This is a genomic window from Methylacidimicrobium tartarophylax, from assembly GCF_902143375.2.
Taxonomy (GTDB): Bacteria; Verrucomicrobiota; Verrucomicrobiia; order Methylacidiphilales; family Methylacidiphilaceae; genus Methylacidimicrobium; species Methylacidimicrobium tartarophylax.
On sequence record NZ_CABFVA020000008.1, the window covers coordinates 1 to 16,960 of the forward strand.

Here is a 16,960-nt window from a genome sequence, read left to right on the forward strand (position 1 = left end):
CTACCGGGTCGATGGCTTTGACTGCACCCCGCAGCTCGTGGAAGGCTACCGGAGGCTGATGGCTCGCGAGCAGCTTCCGGGCAATGTCTATTGGGCTGAAGCCGGGACCGTGCCCGACGAGGTCGCTCCGCGCTACGACGGCCTTCTCATCGGCTGGGGCGGCTACATGCACATCCCCGGGCGAAAAAACCGCGTCGATTTCCTCCGCTCCCTGCGGCGGCGTGTCGAGGGGGGAGCCCCGCTCTTGCTCTCGTTCTTCTGCCGCAGCGAACGGTCGCAGCGCCACGCCTGGATTTATGCTCTCGCCCGGTCGATCCGCCGCCTGCGGCGTAGTCCCGATCCGATCGAGCCGGGAGACGCGCTCGCGGGCACCTTCGATCACTGGTTCACCGAGCCCGAGATCCGGGCGGAGCTGGCCGAAGGCGGCTTCGCGCTCATCGAGTATCGGGAAGCCCCCTACGGTCACGCCGTCGGCCGTGCCGTCTGAAGCGAGGCCGCTTCCCCGGGTGTGAGAGCCCGTCCGGCGGACGAATCATGCAACGGGAACGGTAACCCCATCCTCCTCGTCGGCTCCCGCCATGGCGCCGTCCTTGAGCCGGAGCACCCGATCCGCAAGCTCCAGGCTTGCCGGCCGGTGGGTGATCAGCAGCACCGTCCGCCGCCGCAGCAGCTCCCTGCACTCCTTCAAAAACTCGCGCTCCCCTTCCGGATCGAACATGGCCGTGGCTTCGTCCAGGATCAGGATCGGCGGATCCTTCAACAGGGCGCGGGCCAGGGCCAGCCGCTGCTGCTGCCCTCCTGAGAGGCGCACGCCGCGATCGCCGATCCAGGTATCGTAACCCTGCGGCAACTGGAGGATAAAGTCATGGGCGCGGGCCGCTTTTGCCGCCGCCTCGACCTCCTCCTGGGTCGGCTCAGGCCTCCCATAGGCGATGTTGTCGCGGACGGTGGCGTGGAAGAGCAGCACGTGCTGCGGCACGATCCCAATCTGCCCGCGCAGGCTGCGCAAGGAGACCGTAGTAATATCGACGCCGTCGATGAATATGCCCCCCTCGGAAGGCTCGTGCAGCCGCAGGATCAGGTGGCCGATCGTGCTCTTGCCCGCGCCGTTGGGTCCCGTGATCGCGATCGTCTCCCCCGGGGCGATGCGGAGATCGAGGCGCTTGAGCGCCGGAGCGCGGCCCGGATAGGCGAAGGTCACACCCCGAAATTCGATGCCGCCCCGGATGCTCGGCATCGGCTTCCCCTGATCCCAGCTCGGTTCCGGTTCTTCGGCCAAGACCTCGGCCAGCCGGCCCAGCGCTCCGCGAGCCCGCTGGGTCTGTCCGTAGAGATCGGCAAGCCCCGCGATCGGCCGCGTCATGAGCTGACCGTACAGGAGAAAGCTCACGAGCTGGGATGGGGCAAGGCTTCCATGGTGGATGGCGCCCTGAGCCAGCCAGAGCACCAGGACGATGGCCGCCCCCGCGAGGAGCTGGATGCCCGGCCCCAGCGCGGCATTGAGGCGGCGCTCCCTGGCGCTCAGCCGGACGACCTGCTCGATCTGGTTCCGATAGCGCTCCGACTCTTCTTCCTCCCGCGTAAAGGTCTTGATTGCCGGGAGCATGCCCAGGTTTTCCTGGGCGATGGCGATGGCCCGGGCATGCTCTTCCTGGAGCTCCCGCGCCAAGGGCCGCATCCGCCTTCCGCAGACCTTGATCAATAGATAGAATAAAGGGATCAGAATCAGCGCGAGCAAGGCAAGAGAGCCTTGGATCCGGAACATGCAGACCAGCGCCCCGCCGACCGTGAGGAGGAGCGGTACCACACCAAGGGCCGCACCGCCGAGATAGCCGCTGACGACGTAGACGTCATGAGTAAGCAAGGCGAGCGCATCGCCTTGCCGGCGCTGGTGAAAGAACCCGAGCGGCAGGGCCTGGAGATGATCATAGAGCCGGATCTTGAGGTCGGCCGCCAGGCGCTCGGCCGTTCCTCCCAAGAGATCGATGTTACCATACTTGAGCAGAGCCTGAGCGGCCAATACCGCCAGCATGGCCAAGAAGAGCGTTTGCGGAGTCGTCCCGTCGCCCGTAGGCGTTTGAAGGAAGACCGCAGCAAGCTTGCCGCCCAGCCAGGGCACGGCCAATGCCAAGGCGCTTTCGGCCACCATCAGCCCCGCCCCCAGCGCAAGCCTCCCCCGGTAGGGCAAGGCAAACGCGAGCAAGGTCCGGACTTCTTTCATGCGTTCCCCTCCTCCGCCGTCACATTACCCTCGTGCGAAAGCTCTTCCAGGCTCCCTCTCCGGCCCGGCGCAGGTAGAGCCAAGGCAGACAAGCCGGCTTGGCCCCGAGATACTTCCATCGCATGTAGCTCTCCGGAGGAAAATAGAACTCGGCCAGGAACCGGAGCTTGTTTCGCACCCCCGGAATCGCGCGGAAATCGGCCCAGAACCGGCAAGAGGCAGACGCGTTGAGATAGCGATCCGCGGATGCCAGAGACCCCGACTGCGCCAGAGACCGAAACACCGCTTCCGGCACCTCGGAGCCAAAGAGCGCCCGGGCCCGCTCGACGCTCTCCCAGCAGGTCCTCCGCAGCCCCTTGCGTTCGGCAAGCTCGACAAATTCCTGATGTTCGGATCCCGACAGCGCTCCTAAAAGAAGATGGATGTCGTAGAACCAAATCAACCGGTCGCCGCCACGATACGGCTCGTTGTCCACGTAGTAGGGAGCCCGCTTGTGAACCGCCCAGTGCATGCAGGCAAGCAAGAGCGCGTCGACCCGTGAAACGGCAATCGCCTCGGCGTCCAAGGCCGGCAGCCTCCGGGCTTTCGAGTACAATTCTTGGTATGAGAAGAGATGCGAGAGAAGCTCTGAATTATTGATTCGCCAGTGAAGGTCCACGCTATGCGTTTGCTTGGCGGCGGGATCCAGCCAATCGAATCCTGCCTCGTAGGTGATGAAATCCCCGCTCACGTTGGGCAACCTCGAGAAGCCCAGAGTCTCCAGTACCTGGATTGCCGGATCCCGCGTATCGGGCGGAACCAACAAGTCGGTATCGGCCCTCGTCCGCAGAAAAGGTGCCGGATAGAGATCGTAGGCCGACGCCGTCCCCTTGAAAAAAATGGGCTGCACGCCGATCTCCGAAAGCCGGTCGATCACGCGCGCAAGCAGCCATCGGTGACGCAACTCCCGCATCGCTTGAGCGACGGCCCGGTTACGGCAAGCCTCCGACACGGCCTTGGGCCAACCAAGCCCCCCGTCATCGGCCCGGTGCCGCAATCGATGGTGCACCAGTGCTTGAACGCCATGGTAGGCGCTTCGCTCGATTAGGCGCGCCGCAAAGCGTTCGTCGCCCGCCTTGGGCCACGGGGGGTTTTCGCCGCGCAAGACAGCGCAGAGGAGTTCTTCGACTTCCATCACGCTGACTCCCGGCTTCTCGATGCGAGCGCGGTAGTGTCCGCTTTTTTCGTGTACGGATCGATTTTCGGGTTTGTCGTTTAACAGTAAAGAAGGTTGCTCCCGCGCCGTCAATCGGAACCGGCATACCCGCCTCGCCGCTGAGGAAGTGCTCTCCGATCCCTTTATCGCAACCAATCCTTGCCCGGGATAGACGCTGCAAGGCGGCACTCGGGACGATCATCCTCCGGACGCGCTTTTCCCCGTAAACCGGATCGCCGTGGCACGATAGCGCGGGAGCATCTGCATCCCGGGATTGACCGTGTACATCCCTCCGGTCGGATTCATGACCAAGGGATTGCCGATGGGTCGGCTCTTATCCTCCACGATCACCGCTTCCGCGCCCAACTCTCGCGCCTTTTCCAGGATCGAGCCCAGGAGCTGGCCCTTCGGGGTATCCGGCGGACCGCCTGCTTCGAGCACGGCGATCTTCTCGTACGGGTTCTCAGGCGTCTTTCGGTAAACCTGGACGTAGCGCGAGGGAACATATCGGGCGGTCGTCAGGTGCCGGACTTAAACCGTTTCTTGATAAACGTATCCGGCGGAACAGAGCAGCAGCAGCAGCGCAACCACTCCCGCCTCCTTCGGCGGAGCCGACTTCCGGCAACAGTCAAGCGCACAGGACCCGACACGTTTCCTCACCGCAAGGCGGAGGCCACGGGCTCCCCCGGCGGCGGAGCCAGGAACACCTCGACCCGGGAACTCGCCGCAAGCCGCTGCACAAACTGCTGAGCCGTTTCCTGTCGAAGCTGCTGCTCGAGCCGCGGCTTGGCTCCGGCAAAGGTCGGTCGCCCGACCGGCCTCATTTCCATCAACTGAACCACTTCCCAGCCGGCGCCCGTGAGGATCGGACCCCCGATTTACCCGGGCTTGAGCTTCCCCACCAAGGTAAGCGCTGAGGTCGGAAGGGTTTGCGCGCTCTGCCACCCGATCTCCCCGGTCGCCGTAGCGGCAGCCGGCACGGTCGCATCCATGGCGAAACCTTCCGCAACGCAAACGGCTCTTCCTAATCCCGGTCGCTGAATAAAAAAGGGGGCCCGAAGGCCCCCTTTCTTGCGTCCTGGCTAGAACACCGTTCCTGCTTAGAGGCTAAGCGTCGTAGGCACGCCGCTGAGATAGCCGGAAAGCCCCGTGAGCAGACCGCCAACCGCGCCCAAGAGCCCGGACGGCAGCGTGCTGAGCAGCGAAAGCGGATTGGCCAAAACGCCCTCCACGTCGCCCAGCAAACCTCCTACCACATGGTTCACGGTCGGCACGTGCACCGTCACGTTTAGTTCGGGGAGTCCCAGCAAGGGAAGGTTGAGGCCGAGACCGAGGTTAAGGGTTCCATGGTTCAAGAGGGTCGGTCCGCTATTGCTTGCCGAGCTGCCGGAGAGGCCGAGAAGCCCAGGCACGTGGACTCCGGTCGTGGTCGTGGAAAGGCCCAAGAGCGGCGAGTTCACTCCCAGTCCCACGTTCGCAATCCCGGTATGATGAACCGGCACATTGGTCGCACCCGTGGATCCGCCAAAGCTGACCAAGCCGGCGACGTTCGACTGGGTACTGGTCATCGACTGAGCCACCACGTGATGCGTGACCGGAAGAAATCCGTTGGCCCCCGCCGTCGCCGCCCCCAACTCGACCATTGCGGCCAAGAGCGCCGCCCGACCGATCCCGCCAAAATGCAAACCCATTCCTGCTCTCTTTTTCATTATTCTCCTTTGGTTGTTGTTCCCTGCCAGCGCGTTCTCCAGACGCGAAAGGACAGAGGGATGATGCGCTATATGCTAAGCTCCGCTAGCTCTGTCCAGCGATTTCTTTTGCGATCTTTAGATGGTTTAGCTTCTCTTTCCGAGGTATCCGTTGGAGGATGGCCCGTTCTCGCTGCTCCAAGCCGGGATGCGCCTCTCTTTGCGAGGCGGTCCTCCCCCCCGGCAGTTCCGCCGGGTCCGGCTCGCCTCGGGCGACACTCCCGTCGGAGCCGATCTCCGGCCGCTTCCGCCGGCGCGCAACCGCCGCCCGCCTCCTCCGCCTCGGTCCTCGGAAGCTGGGGGCGCTCATCCTTGCCTACCTCTCCCTTTGGGCCGTCCGCCTGGGACTTAGGCGGATACCGTTCGCCCGCTCCCGCAACTGGCTTGCCCGGATCGGTCCTCTGACGAGCTTCCGCCTTCCCGCGCTCCCCTTCTGCTGGGCCATCGAAGCTCTCTCCCGACGCCTCCCCTGGTCGACCTGTCTCATCCAGGCGGCCGCAGGCCGCCTCCTCCTCTCCCTCTCCGGTACGCCGAGCCGAGTCGTGATCGGAGTCCGCCAGCAAGACGGGGAGTTCCGAGCGCATGCCTGGCTCGAAAGCGGCGGACGGATCCTTCTCGGATGGCGGCCGCTCGAGCGGTTCCAGGTCATCGATGCGGTCGGACAAGCGGGTCCGTGCGGAGAACCCGCGTTCGACCGGCTCCCGCCGACGGAGCCGTCGACTCTCTGCTCCGGGGAGCGGCTTGGCTATTTCCTGGCCCGCTACCGCTGGAACGAGACGCAAGCAAGCCTCGCCGCGCGCTGGGACCCCGATGCCCTCCCGTGGGAGGAAATACTCCGCTATCTGCAGCAAAGCGGGCTCTTTCCGATGGCCCGCCGCAACCTCCGCCGCCACGGCATCCGGGCCCCGGAGCCGGTTCGGGAAGCGCTCGAAACGCTCTTCGTCCGAAACGCCCTCGCACAGCATCTCCAGCACGAGGAGGGGGAGCGGCTGCTCCGGCGTCTCCGAGCCGAGGGCATTCCCTGTGTCCGCTTCAAAGGGCCGGAACTGGCCCGGCGGCTCTACGGAAGCGAGCAGCTCCGCTGCTCCAGCGACATCGACCTCTTCGTCCCGCCCGAGTCGCTCTCCCGGGCCAGAGCGATCTGCCGGAGTTCGGGCTATCGCTCCCCCCTCGATCCGGTGCCTACCGGGATCCTGCTTGAAAGCGACACCGAATGCGGCTTTGTGCGGAAGCAGGGCTGTCTCTCCTACCAGCTGGAGATCCATTGGGCTTTTCTCTGGAACGCCTCGATCGAAAAGGCCGCGCTCGCCGCCTTCCGCGACGAAGTGCTCCTTCCGGGGAGTTGGAGCCTCGACTGGCTCTATCTCGGCTTGGCGGCCAGCGCCGCCCGGGACGGGTGGCGCAACCCGAAACTCCTGCTCGACCTTCAGGAAATCGCCATCCTTCCCGCGTTCGACCGCGCCCGAACCCGAGCTCTCGCGGCCCGCTTCGGCTGGGAACGGCTCCTCGACCGCCTCGACGAGGCTCTGGCCTCGTCCCCGTGGCGGCTCCCCCGTTCCGCCCGCCGTCCGGGACGCTTCCGCTTTCTGACGCTGCTCCCTCCCCGCCGCCGCTTCCGCCTCGCCCTCCGGCTCCTCACCGCGCCGAGCGCGGCCGACTATCTCCGGCTTCCCCTCCCGCGGCCCCTCCACCCGCTCTACGCCCTGCTCCGCCCGGTGCGGCTCCTCTCCTCGCTCGGCCGCAACGCGCTCCCGAAGGCGAGTTAGGAGCGGGGAGGCCGCTCCATCCACCCCTTGCCCGAGGCCAAGCCGCGGAGCCAGAGAGCGAGGACCTTGGCCCGCCAGAGCACTATGCAATCCGCCGGGTTCGGCGAGCCCTGGTACCGATACCAGGCCCTCTCGAGCTCCTCCCATTCGAAGTAGGGTTCGAGGAAGGGCTTGTCCTCCCTCAGCAGCCCTTGAAGTTGCGCTTGGTTATGCCGGTGGAGCAGGAGGGTCAACGCCTGGCTCTGATCGCTCTTGTCCCGGCGCAGCCGGACCTTCTCCGGCACGATTCGCCGCATCGCCTCCCGCAGCACATAGCGGGTCAACCCGTTCCGGAGCTTCTGATCGCTCGGCAGCCCCAGGCACCATTCCACGACCTCCGGATCGAAGAAGGGGTGGGCGGGCTCGATTCCCCACCAGGCGGACTCCTTGTCCAGCCCTTCGAAAATCGTCGCCAGACCCGGGGCTTCCAGGCGGAGCCGGTGCATCCGCTCCACCGAACCGTCTGCGGCAAGGCGCAGGCGCTGCGCGGCGAACATCCGATCGGCAAGATGGTGCTTCCGGGCCAGCTTCCGGTTCGGGAGCGGGGGCAGCCCGACTCCCCTCGCCTGCTGGATCCGAAGCCGGGCCAAGCGTACCGGCAACGGCAACGCAGGCCGGAGCACATGCGCCTTCCAGACCGCCGCCGCCGAAAAGCCGTGTCCGGAAGCCAGCAGGGGCACCTCCCGGGCCAGCGTCCGCCATCTTCCCCCCCGAGCCAGTTCCGCGAGCCGGTCCACTCCGTGGGAGACGACCGTGTCCCCGTCGAGGCCGTCGAAGAGAAGCCGGACGCCTGCGGCCGCCGCCTCCCGATAGTAGGCCACGTTGAGAAAGAGGTTGTAGCCGAGGACGAGTCCATCCTGGCGATAGAGCCACTGCTCGATCCCCCGCATAGGATCGAGCAGGTCCGCCCGAATGGAATGGCACCGCAGGCCATGCTGGGAGACCACCGCTTCGAGAAACGCGCGCTCGTCGCATTCCGGGATCGTCGGAAAGATTGCGGCGATCACCTCCGGCCCTCCCACATGGGCCAGTTGTTCCCAAAGCAGCCCCGTGATCGAGGAGGAATCGATCCCCCCACTCAGCAAAATCCCGGCTCGTGCTCCCGGCCGCAGCCGGCGTTCCACCGCCCGGGAGAGCCGGCGGCGCAGCTCCTCTGCCATCTCTTGGTCGCTTCTCGCTCCGACGGCGACGGGCTCGAGCCTCCAGTAACGCCCGATCCGGACTCCCTCGCGGCCGACCTCCATCCAGTGCGCGGGCGGAAGCCGGGCAATGCCCTCATAGGGCGTTTCGGAAACCTCCGGCGGCAACCCGGCGGCGAAGTCTACGATCGCCGACTCCCTCGGCCGGCGGGGCACCTCCGGCACGGCGAAGAGCCCTTTGATTTCCGAAGCGAACGCGAAAAAGCCTCCGCATCCGGGCTTCCAGAAGTAATAAAGGGGTCGAACGCCGAACCGATCCCGCGCCAAGAAAAGAATCGCCCGCCGCGCATCCCAGAGCGCAAAGGCGTATTCGCCCCGCAAACGTTCCACGCAGCCCCGCCCCCAGCGCGCGTAGGCCGCCGCCACCAGCGCGTCCGTCGAAACTTCCCGCGGAAGGTCGAGCTCCGCCGCCAGCTCCTCCCGGTGATCGAGCCGCCCATCGAAGACCAGCGCACCGGCCTCCCGGCTCGTCTTCGGCGGGAGCGGAGAGGGGTCCTCGTAAAGACCGAGACCGCCCGCATGGGCGAAGCGTCTCCCGCCCCCTCCCCGATGGGCAAGCGCCTCCGCCATGCGGGGCAAGGTCGAATGGGGCTCTTCCCCTTCCCACCGCCAGATTCCTCCGATGGCTCCCATCGGATCTAGCGGAAATCGCCGACTCGGCGTACCAGCCGCCGCTCGAGCAGCTCTCCCAGCAAGGCCTCCGTATCCGCCAGGCAGCGGTTCTTGTCCACCTCGAATTCCGCAACGAGCGCCGATACCAGCGCTTCCAAGGAGGCCGGCTCCTCCAAGAGCTCCCAGATTCTCCTCCCGACTCCGTCGAGCTGGTAGTAGATCCCGTCCTCCGTTTGAAGAATCACGATCGCTCCGTCGATCTCCGTCGAGACCGCCTCTCCGGCTCTCTCCAGCCGTTCCCGTTTCGCAATGTCCATCCAGCCTCCTCCCCCGCCGTTCGGATCCGGCGATTCGCGCTGCCCCCGCCCGCCAGGGGAACCCCAAACTCGAGACAGTCCTCCCGTGCGCGCCTTCCGACTATGCCCTCCCCGCTTCGGGGAGGGCTAGACCCCGTTTCGTGGATGCCCGCACGATCCCCGGACGCTCAGACCATCCCCGGGAAAGGATCCTCTCCGATTCCCTACGGCTCGCCGAGGGTCAGCGTCGTAATCACGCTCCCGCTAAGCAGAGTGTCGGTAATCAATCCGCCCACGGCCTTCGTGAGCGCCTCTACCGAACCGTGGACAACGAGCCGCGGAGCCGTATACGGCTTCCGACCGGTCGACAAACCTTGCGCCGACGTCTGGTTGATTTCCTGTTTCCCTGTATCGTTGTTCATCTCGCTTCCTCCTTTATTATTGCACATCCGCATCCTTCGCCGCAGCCAGCCAAGGCCGCAGCTTTTTCCGTCGTGCGCCGCCCGTTCCGCCCGCCCGCCGGTTCCCCGCTCTTTCTCGCCAGCAAGAGCGCCCCGATCAGGAGACGGAGTTTCGGCTCGGCAAGCTTTTCCCGCAGTCGGCCGACCAGCAACGGATCGTTCGTGAGCGCCAGACAGCCGTTGCAGACACCGAAAAATCGCCTCCCCGACCCATCTGCTCCTTCGGGCTCGATCAGGTTCCAGATCCCCGCCGGGCCCAGCGTATGGATGGCGTGGAGCACCGGATCGTTTCGTCCCCTCCTGAGGATCTCTTCCAACGACTCCTCGAGCGCGTTGCCCAGGATGAGCGGGGAACCCGGTTCCGCCTCGAGCGAAGGGCCGCAACAGGCGTAGACCGTTCCGTCCCACCGGACGACAGGCAGGACCACCGCAGGACAAAACCCCGCCGGAGGCCGGTCCGACCAGGAAAAGCTCTCTTCGGGCAGATCCTCTGCCCTTCCGACCGACACCACCACCGAGGCCTCATGCTTCTCGACGAACGGAGCAAATTCCGAAAAGTAGTCCGCCCGCGTCTCCGGAGAGTCGAAGGAGCGAAAGACCGAACGGATCCTCGGCCGAAGTCCCAGGTTCGCAGCGGTCCGCGCCACGCGAATCGCCGTCTCCCGCCGCACGAACGCTTCGTGGAAAAAATCCCAACTGATGACCATATGGTCGAGGCCGGCGTTCGCCAATCCCTCGAGCACGGGCTCGATCCGCTCCGGCTGCTTCGCCCAGCCGCATCCGGTGACGAGCGACACATGCAAGCCCAAATCCGCCGCCAGGGCGACCAGCTCCAGGATCTCCTCCGCGTAGAGCAGCGGCTCCCCGCCGGTAAAGCAGAGGTTCGCGCTGACCCGTGCCGCCTCCCGGATATAGCGCGCGGCATCCTTGGGATCCATCTTCCCCTCGGCCCGCGGAGAGCTGCGGGTGACGCAGTGGCCGCAGGCGAGCGGGCAGCGGCGCGTATACATCATGCCCACGGTCTTCCAGGCAAAGCTCATCCGCCGTCCTCCGACAGCGCTCCTGCCCCGAGTGAGCGACGGATCAACTCCCAGACCTCCCCCAGCTTGCTCCGGTCCCTCGGCACCTCCAGCCGGAACACCGGCAGGTCGCCCGCGAGCCGCGCGAGGCCGTCCAGATCGGCCTTTTCCCGCCATCGGAACCGGGCGCTCCGATGCGCGCACAACTGGAGGAAAGCTTCCCGCAACGGAACGGGCCGGATTCGGGGCGAAGACGATCCCGGCACCGGATCGAGCAGGCAGAAGAGCGCCATCGGCACCGGCTCCTTCGCGGATGCCTCGATCCGCCGGCCCAAGGATTCGGGCAGGCGCTCCGGCCGATGGTAGGGGTGGGCGGGGAGCGCCTGCCAGACACCACCCCAGTGGACGATCGGGAGCTTGTCGTCGCAGACCAGCCGATGGCCGAGCCCGATCCCGAACCCGGTCAAGGTTGTCTTTCCGATCCCGCTGCCGCCCAGGAAGGCGACTCCGCGGCCACCGACTTCGACGCAGCCCGCGTGGAGCAGACGGAACGCCCCCGAGGAAGAGAGGAAGAGCGGGAGGATGTGCGCGGTCAGCCAGTAGGGGAGAACGGGATGATGCTCCCGCCGCACCGCCCAGCCGATCCGCCTAAATGCCTCATCCCAATCAAACATGCCGCGGCCCTCGACCTCCATCCGGAGCTTCCGGGGCCTTCCCTCTCCCCCGTAGCCATAGAGATCGATCCGCCGACCCTGGATCCGTCCCTCCCAATGCTCCAGAGGCGCCTCTCCATCCCAGAGAGCTCCCTCCCGAATCACGAGGGGGTGTTGCCCCAGGCCCCGCCAACGACCGGAGGGCAAGAAGGGCAGTGGAGCGGGCAGCCGAATGGGCGCGCCATAGGCATAAGCCACCCGCTCGGCCGCGTCGGAGCGGCCGCAAAGATTCGCCACCACAAGGTTCATCCGAAGGGATGCTAATACACTAATGATCTCTTTAGGATCAATAGAGAAATCGATGGAAATTGCTTGCCTTCAACCGGAACCCTCTCCCCGATTTTCGACCCGAACGGGGCGCGCGACCCGAAAGGAGAGGGGCGGCTCCTCGCCGAGGAGGTTCCCTCAAGCGGCCCGCCGTAGGCAGCGGCGAGATCGGCGCGGGCGCCTCCTGCGCAGAGTCCCTTTGCGCTTGCGCTCTCCCGATTCCCTCCGGATTCTTGTCGGAGTCCTCGAGCGGGACCGCCATGTTGAGCTCCGAAGAACGCGAAACGCTTTTTCTCGATCTCGAATCCGATCGGGCCCGAGCGCAAAAGGTCTCCCTCGGACCGACGCGCGATCCGTCAGGCGATCTGCGCCTTTGCCAACGATCTGCCGGATCGTCGGAAGCCGGGAGTGATCTTTGTTGGAGTCGAGGATGAGGGAGCCTGCGCGCACCTGAAGATCACCGACCGGCTCCTGCGGGATTTCGCGCAGATGCGCGACGACGGCAACATCCTGCCGTTCCCCTACCTGATCGTGGCGAAGCATCCAATCGGCGACTGCGAGGTGGCGACGATCGAGGTCGCCCCGGCGGACAACCCACCGATCCGCTACAACGGCCGCGTCTGGATCCGGATGGGTCCGCGTCGAGCCCAGGCGGCGCACGCGGAGGAGTTCTGCCCAGGACGGCGGCCCGACGATCCCCTGGTCGCCTTACAGCAGCTCGCCCGCAACCTCCCGATGCACCGCAGCGATGAGAGCACGAACGCCCCTTCCCGGATCTACTGGTTCTCCGACCGAATCGAGTTCGACAGTCCCAGCGGTCTCTACGGGCGGGTCAGTCCGGAAAACTTCGGCACGGGGATCACCGACTACCGCAATCCCTTGCTCGCCGAGGGAATAAAGGTTCTCGGGTACGTGCAGCGCTTCGGCCTCGGCATTCCCTTGACCGAAGAGGCGCTCCGCAAGAACGGCAACGCCAAGCCCGAGTATCGCTTCGAACTCACCCATCTGCTCACGATCCTGCGGAGGCGGTCATGAAGATCATCGCGTTTTTTAACAATAAGGGCGGGGTCGGCAAGACCAGTCTCGTCTATCACCTGGCCTGGATGTATGCGGATCTCGGCTTGACCGTCCTTGCGGCCGACCTCGATCCGCAGGCGAACCTCTCCGCGATGTTCCTGGAAGAAGACCGGCTTCAAGAGCTCTGGCCCGACGGCCTGCATCCCGATACGCTTCTCGGGGTCATTCAACCGATCTTCAAGGGCACCGGGGACATCCAATCGCCGCACCTGGAAACCGTCGAAGCCGACGGCCGCTGCCTCGATCTCCTCGTGGGCGACCTGGGGCTCTCTTCATTCGAGGACAAGCTCTCCGACGCCTGGCCCCGCTGCTTGGACGCCGACGAGGCCGCCTTCCGGACGATCTCCGCCTTCTATCGGGCACTCTTGGCTGCAGCCCAGTCGCAGGAGGCCGACCTCATCCTGGTCGACGTCGGCCCGAACCTGGGGGCGATCAACCGCGCCGCGATCCTCGCCGCCCACCATGTCGTGATCCCCCTGGCTCCCGATCTCTTCTCCCTCCAAGGGCTGCGCAACCTCGGACCGACGTTCCGAAACTGGCGAAGTGGATGGGAAGAGCGGTTGGAGAAAAATCCCGCTCCCGAGCTTCCCCTCCCCGCTCCGGAGATGCAACCCGCTGGCTATGTCGTGATGCAGCACGCCGTCCGCCTCGACCGCCCGGTCCAATCGTACGCCCGCTGGATGGAACAGATTCCGACCGAGTATCGCGAAGCGGTGCTGGGACAAGCCGCCGAGGAGGCGATTCGGGGCGTGAACGACCCCCACTGCTTGGCAAGCCTAAAGCGCTGCCCGAGCCTGATGTTGATGGCGCAGGAGGCCAGAAAGCCGATCTTCCTCCTCCGGCCCGCGGACGGAGCGATCGGCTCTCATGCCGCCGCCGTCCAGGACTGCTACCAGGATTTTAGAACCCTTGCGCTCCGGATCGCCGACCGCTGCGGAATCCCGGTGGCTCTACCGGGCCGCGGGTGACTGGGGAGAGCGCCTGCGAGAAGCGGGAAGGGCGGCTTTTCCGGAAGGATTATGACCGATTGCCGACTGGATCGGCGGCGCTCTACTTTAAGGCTTCGCCCGTGCCGCGTCGCGCAGCAAGAGGGATCGGCTGAACTCCAGAAAATCCTCGAGATGCGCGGTGAGGATGCGCACTACGATGGGAATCTGGAGCGCTTGATAATCATGCATCGCGACATTGCGGAATCCCACCATCCGCTTGAGCCGATCGGCCAGCGCCGCCTCGATCCAGCCGCCTTGCGCCAGCAGGTCAAACACCTCGCGGGCGCTCTGCGGTACGCCCAGCCTCTCGCGGCGAACGAGCCTGCCTGTCTCACAAAGTTCGTAACCGAGGCGCGGCGGATGGGCCTGGATGCAAGGCGGGGGCGCAGGTTTTCCCCCGAAGCTGTATGACGACATACTGCCAGGAGGGGAAACCAAGGCCCAACGAAGCAGACAGGCCCATTGCGCAAGCCGCAGGAGAACGCTTGGGAGACAGGCAGGCTGCATGCCGGCCCATGTCCAAGGCCGCTTCACAGGCCCGCTGGATGTTCAGGATCGCCGCGTCCTGGCGGGTGAAATCGGTGGCAAAACCCGTCGGGTTGGCCGCGTACTCCTCCCGCGCCCGTGCGACGCAGCGCTCGATGATCGCCGCCTTATTGACCAGAAGATCATCGGCCATAGACCATGCCTCTTCGCTCGATATCGGCGAGCAGACCCGCGCGCGCCTCGTCGAGAGCGGTCTTTTCGCTCAGCACGGCCGCTTCGAAGAGCCTGGCCCGCAGATCCCGCGCCCACCAACACTGACTCCGGGTGAGGACTTGGTATTGCATCACGGTCGAGGCGGCGCGCAGATCGAGCAGATCGACGGGAATGCCCGCCAGGTCGGCCAGTACGCCCGCGAGATCGAAGAGTTCCCAGGGATCGGCATATCCCTCCACCAGCACCGCCAAATCAAGGTCGCTGCCCGGCCCCTCAGTGCCCGCGATCCGGCTGCCGAAGGCGTAGATGGAGAGCAGCCCGGGCAGACGGGCTCGCAGGGTTTCCACGATGCGTTCGCGAAGGAACCGTTCCATTCTCCTGGACGCCGAGCTTGCCCGACACGGCGGAAGCGCGCAAGGTGACACGCATCGCTTCGCGGATCGGCGAGGGGGAGTCTCCCAGGAGAATCCGCGGCCATTTTCTTGGTCTGGGATTCGGGGAAGGATGCTGCCATCCATGCTCTAGGAATTGGCAATCATGCGCACCAGAGTCACTTTGGATCCGTGGGGCCGGATCGTGATTCCAAAGTCCGTTCGCGAGGAGCTGCAGCTCTCTCCGGGTGACCGGTTGGAGTTGGAGAAGATCGACGAGCAGATCCTCCTTCGTCCGTTACGCGGCAGAGCCTCGCTGCGGAAAAAGCACGGCGTCTGGGTCTTCCGCTCCGGAGAACCGCTCTCCGCCGAGACGGTCGAGCGGACGATCGCGGAGGTACGCTCCGGGACAGAGCAGCCCACAGGCTGACCCGGATGCCACCGGCCGGTCGAAGTTCGGAGATCCGGCCCGATGTCCCTCCGCTCCCTTACCGGGACCAGCGCACGAAGAAGAAATCCCCCTGGATCGCCCTTCCGTCCGGGGCATAGGCGAGGTTGTAGACGCCTTCCAGCCGCCATCCACTCTCCTGCAAGAACGAGACGACCTCGCCCGCGAGCGCCTGGCCGCCATAGAGCTCGACGAACGACGCCTCGACATAAACGCAAGCGAAACACTCCAGGAGCCCTTCGCAGCCGCGCAAGACCTCTCCTTCGAATCCCTGGACGTCGATTTTGAGGAAAGCCGGGCTTTCGATCTCCTTGGCCGAAAGCCACTCTCCCAGGGGACCCACTTCGACGTCCACCCGGCCGGCCTCCTCGGTTCCGGGGAAGAACTCGGCCTGGGCACCGATCGGCAAAAGAGAGGAGGAGTCCTCCTTTCGGGAGATATGGATGGTGCGGCGCTCCCGCTTGGGCGCAATCCCGGCCGGGAAGAGACCGACCTTGGCATCCCCGGCGAAGAGCTTCCGGAAGCGCCGGCAAGGCTCCTCCAAGGGCTCGAAGGAGTAGATCCGGGCTTCGGGCCAAGCGCGCCGCGCGACGAGCGCGAACTGGCCCCGGTTGGCTCCGATGTCGACCAGTGTGGAGCAGGAATGGCGCGCTAAAAGCCGCTCATGCTCGATCCCCGCCGCCACCCCGAGCTGGAGCCCCTGCCGGTAGAGGGGATCCCGCAACAGGGCCGCGAGCTTGGCCCCCTTCCGGATCAGCTCCCGGCCACTCATCGCCGTTTTCCCTTCCCGTTCACGCAGCCCCCCTCGAGATTTCGTCCCATGGTCCTCGGCACGCTGCTCTTTTCCGGGACCGCCGGGGCGGCGCCCACGAACTCCGCATCCATGAAGGAACTGCGCTACGATGTCGAGCGGAGATTGGGAAGTTCGTGACCCCGGTCGGAAACCCCGTGCCCATCCTCGGGAGTCCTCCATCAGGCTCCGAGAGGGTTGGACGACACGCCCAGCCATTGCCGGCTCGGGCCCTTGCTCCCCGAAGCCGGATTGCCAAGAGCCCCGCCTTGCCCGATTCTTGCCGCATGGAAGCAAACGCAGCCTCTCCGGATCCCGGCTTGCCCCTTGGCTCAGAGGGATGCCCAGCTCACCGCCGCGCTGGCCGCGGCGGGAACCCGGGAATTCCCCATGCCTAGAGATTTTCCCCTCCTCCTCGATCGGATCCTCTTAAGACCGCTGGAAGAGGGCGACAAGGAAAGCGTCCGCGCCTTCGCCGGAGATCCGGAGATCTCCCGGGTCACCCGCTCGCTCACCTATCCGGAAGATTCCGAAAAAGCTTCCGCCTGGGTGGACGAGCACATCGCCATGACCCGAAACGGGCAGACCGTGAGCGCCGCCATCCTCGAGAAGAAGCACCGCCGGTTCGTGGGCGCCGGGATCCTTTTCCTGGAGCCCAACCACCGCCGCGCGGAAATCGGCCTCTGGCTGGGGAGGCCCTTTTGGGCCCAAGGCTATGGGCCGGAAGCCTGCCGCGGCCTCATCGATTATGCTTTCGCGGTCCTCCAGCTCAAGAAGGTCTGCGCCTACTGCCTGGCGAGCAACCTCCGTTCCCGTCACCTGATCCAGAAGCTGGGCTTCCGGTGGGAAGGCACGCAGCGAAAGCAGCTCCTCGTCCGGGGCGTCTTCGAAGATCTGCTGCTCTTTGGCCTGCTGGCCGAGGAGTGGACTCCCCTCTCCCATCGGAAGGGCTGATCCCTTCGTATGCTGCCCGCGGAGAAGAGGAACCTTTTGCGTGCGCAGGAAGAACTGAACTTCCGCTCTTTAGCTGAACTTCCGGACGAAAAGTCA

18 protein-coding genes and 2 pseudogenes are annotated in these 16,960 nt (G+C 65.4%); 6 read left to right on the top strand and 14 right to left on the bottom strand.

Annotation, left to right across the window (positions count from 1 at the left end; genetic code table 11):
- Positions 1–487: pseudogene (locus tag MAMT_RS11235) on the top strand (SAM-dependent methyltransferase); the annotation flags it as partial.
- A 45-nt stretch (positions 488–532) separates the two neighbouring features.
- Here the strand turns inward: MAMT_RS11235 and MAMT_RS01040 are convergent.
- The 5 genes from MAMT_RS01040 to MAMT_RS01055 all read right to left on the bottom strand — a co-directional run bounded on the left by MAMT_RS01040 (position 533) and on the right by MAMT_RS01055 (position 5,107).
- Positions 533–2,221, bottom strand: a complete 1,689-nt coding sequence (locus MAMT_RS01040) for an ABC transporter ATP-binding protein (RefSeq protein ID WP_142659094.1) — start codon at positions 2,219–2,221, stop codon at positions 533–535.
- Positions 2,222–2,240: 19 nt separating this feature from the next.
- Positions 2,241–3,395, bottom strand: a complete 1,155-nt coding sequence (locus MAMT_RS01045; protein ID WP_142659095.1) for a nucleotidyltransferase family protein — start codon at positions 3,393–3,395, stop codon at positions 2,241–2,243.
- Between the two features lie 219 nt (positions 3,396–3,614).
- Positions 3,615–3,857: a hypothetical protein gene (locus MAMT_RS01050; RefSeq protein WP_142659096.1), complete on the bottom strand. Its 243-nt coding sequence runs from the start codon at positions 3,855–3,857 to the stop codon at positions 3,615–3,617.
- A gap of 215 nt (positions 3,858–4,072) precedes the next feature.
- The gene (locus MAMT_RS11240; protein WP_178086835.1) at positions 4,073–4,246 is read right to left on the bottom strand and encodes a hypothetical protein; all 174 of its coding nucleotides are present in this window, start codon (positions 4,244–4,246) and stop codon (positions 4,073–4,075) included.
- A 270-nt stretch (positions 4,247–4,516) separates the two neighbouring features.
- Positions 4,517–5,107, bottom strand: coding sequence for a hypothetical protein (locus MAMT_RS01055; RefSeq protein WP_142659097.1), 591 nt, complete (start codon positions 5,105–5,107; stop codon positions 4,517–4,519).
- Positions 5,108–5,283: 176 nt separating this feature from the next.
- On the opposite strand from MAMT_RS01055, the gene MAMT_RS01060 reads away from it, so the two are divergent.
- Entirely contained in the window at positions 5,284–6,930 is a 1,647-nt protein-coding gene (locus MAMT_RS01060) for a lasso peptide biosynthesis B2 protein (protein WP_142659098.1), read from the top strand.
- On the opposite strand, the gene MAMT_RS01065 is transcribed toward MAMT_RS01060, so the two are convergent.
- The 5 genes from MAMT_RS01065 to MAMT_RS11245 all read right to left on the bottom strand — a co-directional run bounded on the left by MAMT_RS01065 (position 6,927) and on the right by MAMT_RS11245 (position 11,518).
- The gene (locus MAMT_RS01065) at positions 6,927–8,801 is read right to left on the bottom strand and encodes an asparagine synthetase B family protein (protein WP_142659099.1); all 1,875 of its coding nucleotides are present in this window, start codon (positions 8,799–8,801) and stop codon (positions 6,927–6,929) included. The genes MAMT_RS01060 and MAMT_RS01065 overlap by 4 nt on opposite strands.
- Before the next feature lie 5 nt (positions 8,802–8,806).
- Positions 8,807–9,097, bottom strand: a complete 291-nt coding sequence (locus MAMT_RS01070) for a PqqD family protein (RefSeq protein WP_142659100.1) — start codon at positions 9,095–9,097, stop codon at positions 8,807–8,809.
- Between the two features lie 203 nt (positions 9,098–9,300).
- The gene (locus tag MAMT_RS01075) at positions 9,301–9,498 is read right to left on the bottom strand and encodes a lasso RiPP family leader peptide-containing protein (protein ID WP_142659101.1); all 198 of its coding nucleotides are present in this window, start codon (positions 9,496–9,498) and stop codon (positions 9,301–9,303) included.
- Positions 9,495–10,577 (bottom strand): radical SAM/SPASM domain-containing protein, encoded by a 1,083-nt coding sequence (locus MAMT_RS01080; RefSeq protein WP_178086836.1) that lies wholly within the window; start codon positions 10,575–10,577, stop codon positions 9,495–9,497. Before MAMT_RS01080 ends, MAMT_RS01075 begins: the two co-directional genes overlap by 4 nt.
- On the bottom strand, positions 10,574–11,518 hold the full coding sequence (locus MAMT_RS11245; RefSeq protein WP_178086837.1) for a phosphoenolpyruvate carboxykinase (ATP): 945 nt from the start codon (positions 11,516–11,518) through the stop codon (positions 10,574–10,576). The genes MAMT_RS01080 and MAMT_RS11245 overlap by 4 nt, the downstream gene beginning before the upstream one ends.
- 381 nt (positions 11,519–11,899) lie before the next feature.
- Here MAMT_RS11245 and MAMT_RS01085 point away from each other — a divergent pair, with 381 nt between their 5' ends.
- Positions 11,900–12,571: an RNA/DNA-binding domain-containing protein gene (locus MAMT_RS01085; RefSeq protein WP_446685540.1), complete on the top strand. Its 672-nt coding sequence runs from the start codon at positions 11,900–11,902 to the stop codon at positions 12,569–12,571.
- A complete protein-coding gene (locus MAMT_RS01090) occupies positions 12,568–13,581 on the top strand; it encodes a ParA family protein (RefSeq protein WP_142659103.1) in 1,014 nt (337 codons plus the stop codon). The genes MAMT_RS01085 and MAMT_RS01090 overlap by 4 nt, the downstream gene beginning before the upstream one ends.
- Before the next feature lie 87 nt (positions 13,582–13,668).
- Here the strand turns inward: MAMT_RS01090 and hepT are convergent.
- From hepT to mntA, 3 genes and pseudogenes are all read right to left on the bottom strand, one after another.
- Positions 13,669–13,923 (bottom strand): annotated as a pseudogene (gene hepT, locus MAMT_RS01095) (type VII toxin-antitoxin system HepT family RNase toxin); the annotation flags it as partial.
- A 10-nt stretch (positions 13,924–13,933) separates the two neighbouring features.
- A complete protein-coding gene (locus MAMT_RS12000) occupies positions 13,934–14,281 on the bottom strand; it encodes a DUF86 domain-containing protein (RefSeq protein WP_246186451.1) in 348 nt (115 codons plus the stop codon).
- Positions 14,271–14,675 (bottom strand): type VII toxin-antitoxin system MntA family adenylyltransferase antitoxin, encoded by a 405-nt coding sequence (gene mntA / locus MAMT_RS01105; RefSeq protein ID WP_142659105.1) that lies wholly within the window; start codon positions 14,673–14,675, stop codon positions 14,271–14,273. Before mntA ends, MAMT_RS12000 begins: the two co-directional genes overlap by 11 nt.
- Before the next feature lie 163 nt (positions 14,676–14,838).
- Here mntA and MAMT_RS01110 point away from each other — a divergent pair, with 163 nt between their 5' ends.
- Positions 14,839–15,102: an AbrB/MazE/SpoVT family DNA-binding domain-containing protein gene (locus MAMT_RS01110; protein WP_142659106.1), complete on the top strand. Its 264-nt coding sequence runs from the start codon at positions 14,839–14,841 to the stop codon at positions 15,100–15,102.
- 58 nt (positions 15,103–15,160) lie between these two features.
- Here the strand turns inward: MAMT_RS01110 and MAMT_RS01115 are convergent, their stop codons facing one another.
- The gene (locus MAMT_RS01115; RefSeq protein WP_142659107.1) at positions 15,161–15,892 is read right to left on the bottom strand and encodes an FkbM family methyltransferase; all 732 of its coding nucleotides are present in this window, start codon (positions 15,890–15,892) and stop codon (positions 15,161–15,163) included.
- Between the two features lie 408 nt (positions 15,893–16,300).
- Here MAMT_RS01115 and MAMT_RS01120 point away from each other — a divergent pair, with 408 nt between their 5' ends.
- Complete coding sequence (locus tag MAMT_RS01120) at positions 16,301–16,864, top strand: GNAT family N-acetyltransferase (RefSeq protein ID WP_142659108.1); 564 nt, start codon at positions 16,301–16,303, stop codon at positions 16,862–16,864.
- Positions 16,865–16,960: the final 96 nt, after the last annotated feature.

Bases quoted from the DNA above. Each gene is read 5' to 3' on its own strand.
- MAMT_RS11240 (WP_178086835.1), bottom strand. From the start codon at position 4,246: ATGGAAATGAGGCCGGTCGGGCGACCGACCTTTGCCGGAGCCAAGCCG.
- MAMT_RS01070 (WP_142659100.1), bottom strand. From the start codon at position 9,097: ATGGACATTGCGAAACGGGAACGGCTGGAGAGAGCCGGAGAGGCGGTC.
- MAMT_RS01110 (WP_142659106.1), top strand. From the start codon at position 14,839: ATGCGCACCAGAGTCACTTTGGATCCGTGGGGCCGGATCGTGATTCCA.
- MAMT_RS01080 (WP_178086836.1), bottom strand. From the start codon at position 10,577: ATGAGCTTTGCCTGGAAGACCGTGGGCATGATGTATACGCGCCGCTGC.
- MAMT_RS01120 (WP_142659108.1), top strand. From the start codon at position 16,301: ATGCCTAGAGATTTTCCCCTCCTCCTCGATCGGATCCTCTTAAGACCG.
- MAMT_RS01055 (WP_142659097.1), bottom strand. From the start codon at position 5,107: ATGGGTTTGCATTTTGGCGGGATCGGTCGGGCGGCGCTCTTGGCCGCA.
- mntA (WP_142659105.1), bottom strand. From the start codon at position 14,675: ATGGAACGGTTCCTTCGCGAACGCATCGTGGAAACCCTGCGAGCCCGT.
- MAMT_RS01090 (WP_142659103.1), top strand. From the start codon at position 12,568: ATGAAGATCATCGCGTTTTTTAACAATAAGGGCGGGGTCGGCAAGACC.
- MAMT_RS11245 (WP_178086837.1), bottom strand. From the start codon at position 11,518: ATGAACCTTGTGGTGGCGAATCTTTGCGGCCGCTCCGACGCGGCCGAG.
- MAMT_RS01115 (WP_142659107.1), bottom strand. From the start codon at position 15,892: ATGAGTGGCCGGGAGCTGATCCGGAAGGGGGCCAAGCTCGCGGCCCTG.
- MAMT_RS01060 (WP_142659098.1), top strand. From the start codon at position 5,284: ATGGCCCGTTCTCGCTGCTCCAAGCCGGGATGCGCCTCTCTTTGCGAG.
- MAMT_RS12000 (WP_246186451.1), bottom strand. From the start codon at position 14,281: ATGGCCGATGATCTTCTGGTCAATAAGGCGGCGATCATCGAGCGCTGC.
- MAMT_RS01045 (WP_142659095.1), bottom strand. From the start codon at position 3,395: ATGGAAGTCGAAGAACTCCTCTGCGCTGTCTTGCGCGGCGAAAACCCC.
- MAMT_RS01040 (WP_142659094.1), bottom strand. From the start codon at position 2,221: ATGAAAGAAGTCCGGACCTTGCTCGCGTTTGCCTTGCCCTACCGGGGG.
- MAMT_RS01075 (WP_142659101.1), bottom strand. From the start codon at position 9,498: ATGAACAACGATACAGGGAAACAGGAAATCAACCAGACGTCGGCGCAA.
- MAMT_RS01065 (WP_142659099.1), bottom strand. From the start codon at position 8,801: ATGGGAGCCATCGGAGGAATCTGGCGGTGGGAAGGGGAAGAGCCCCAT.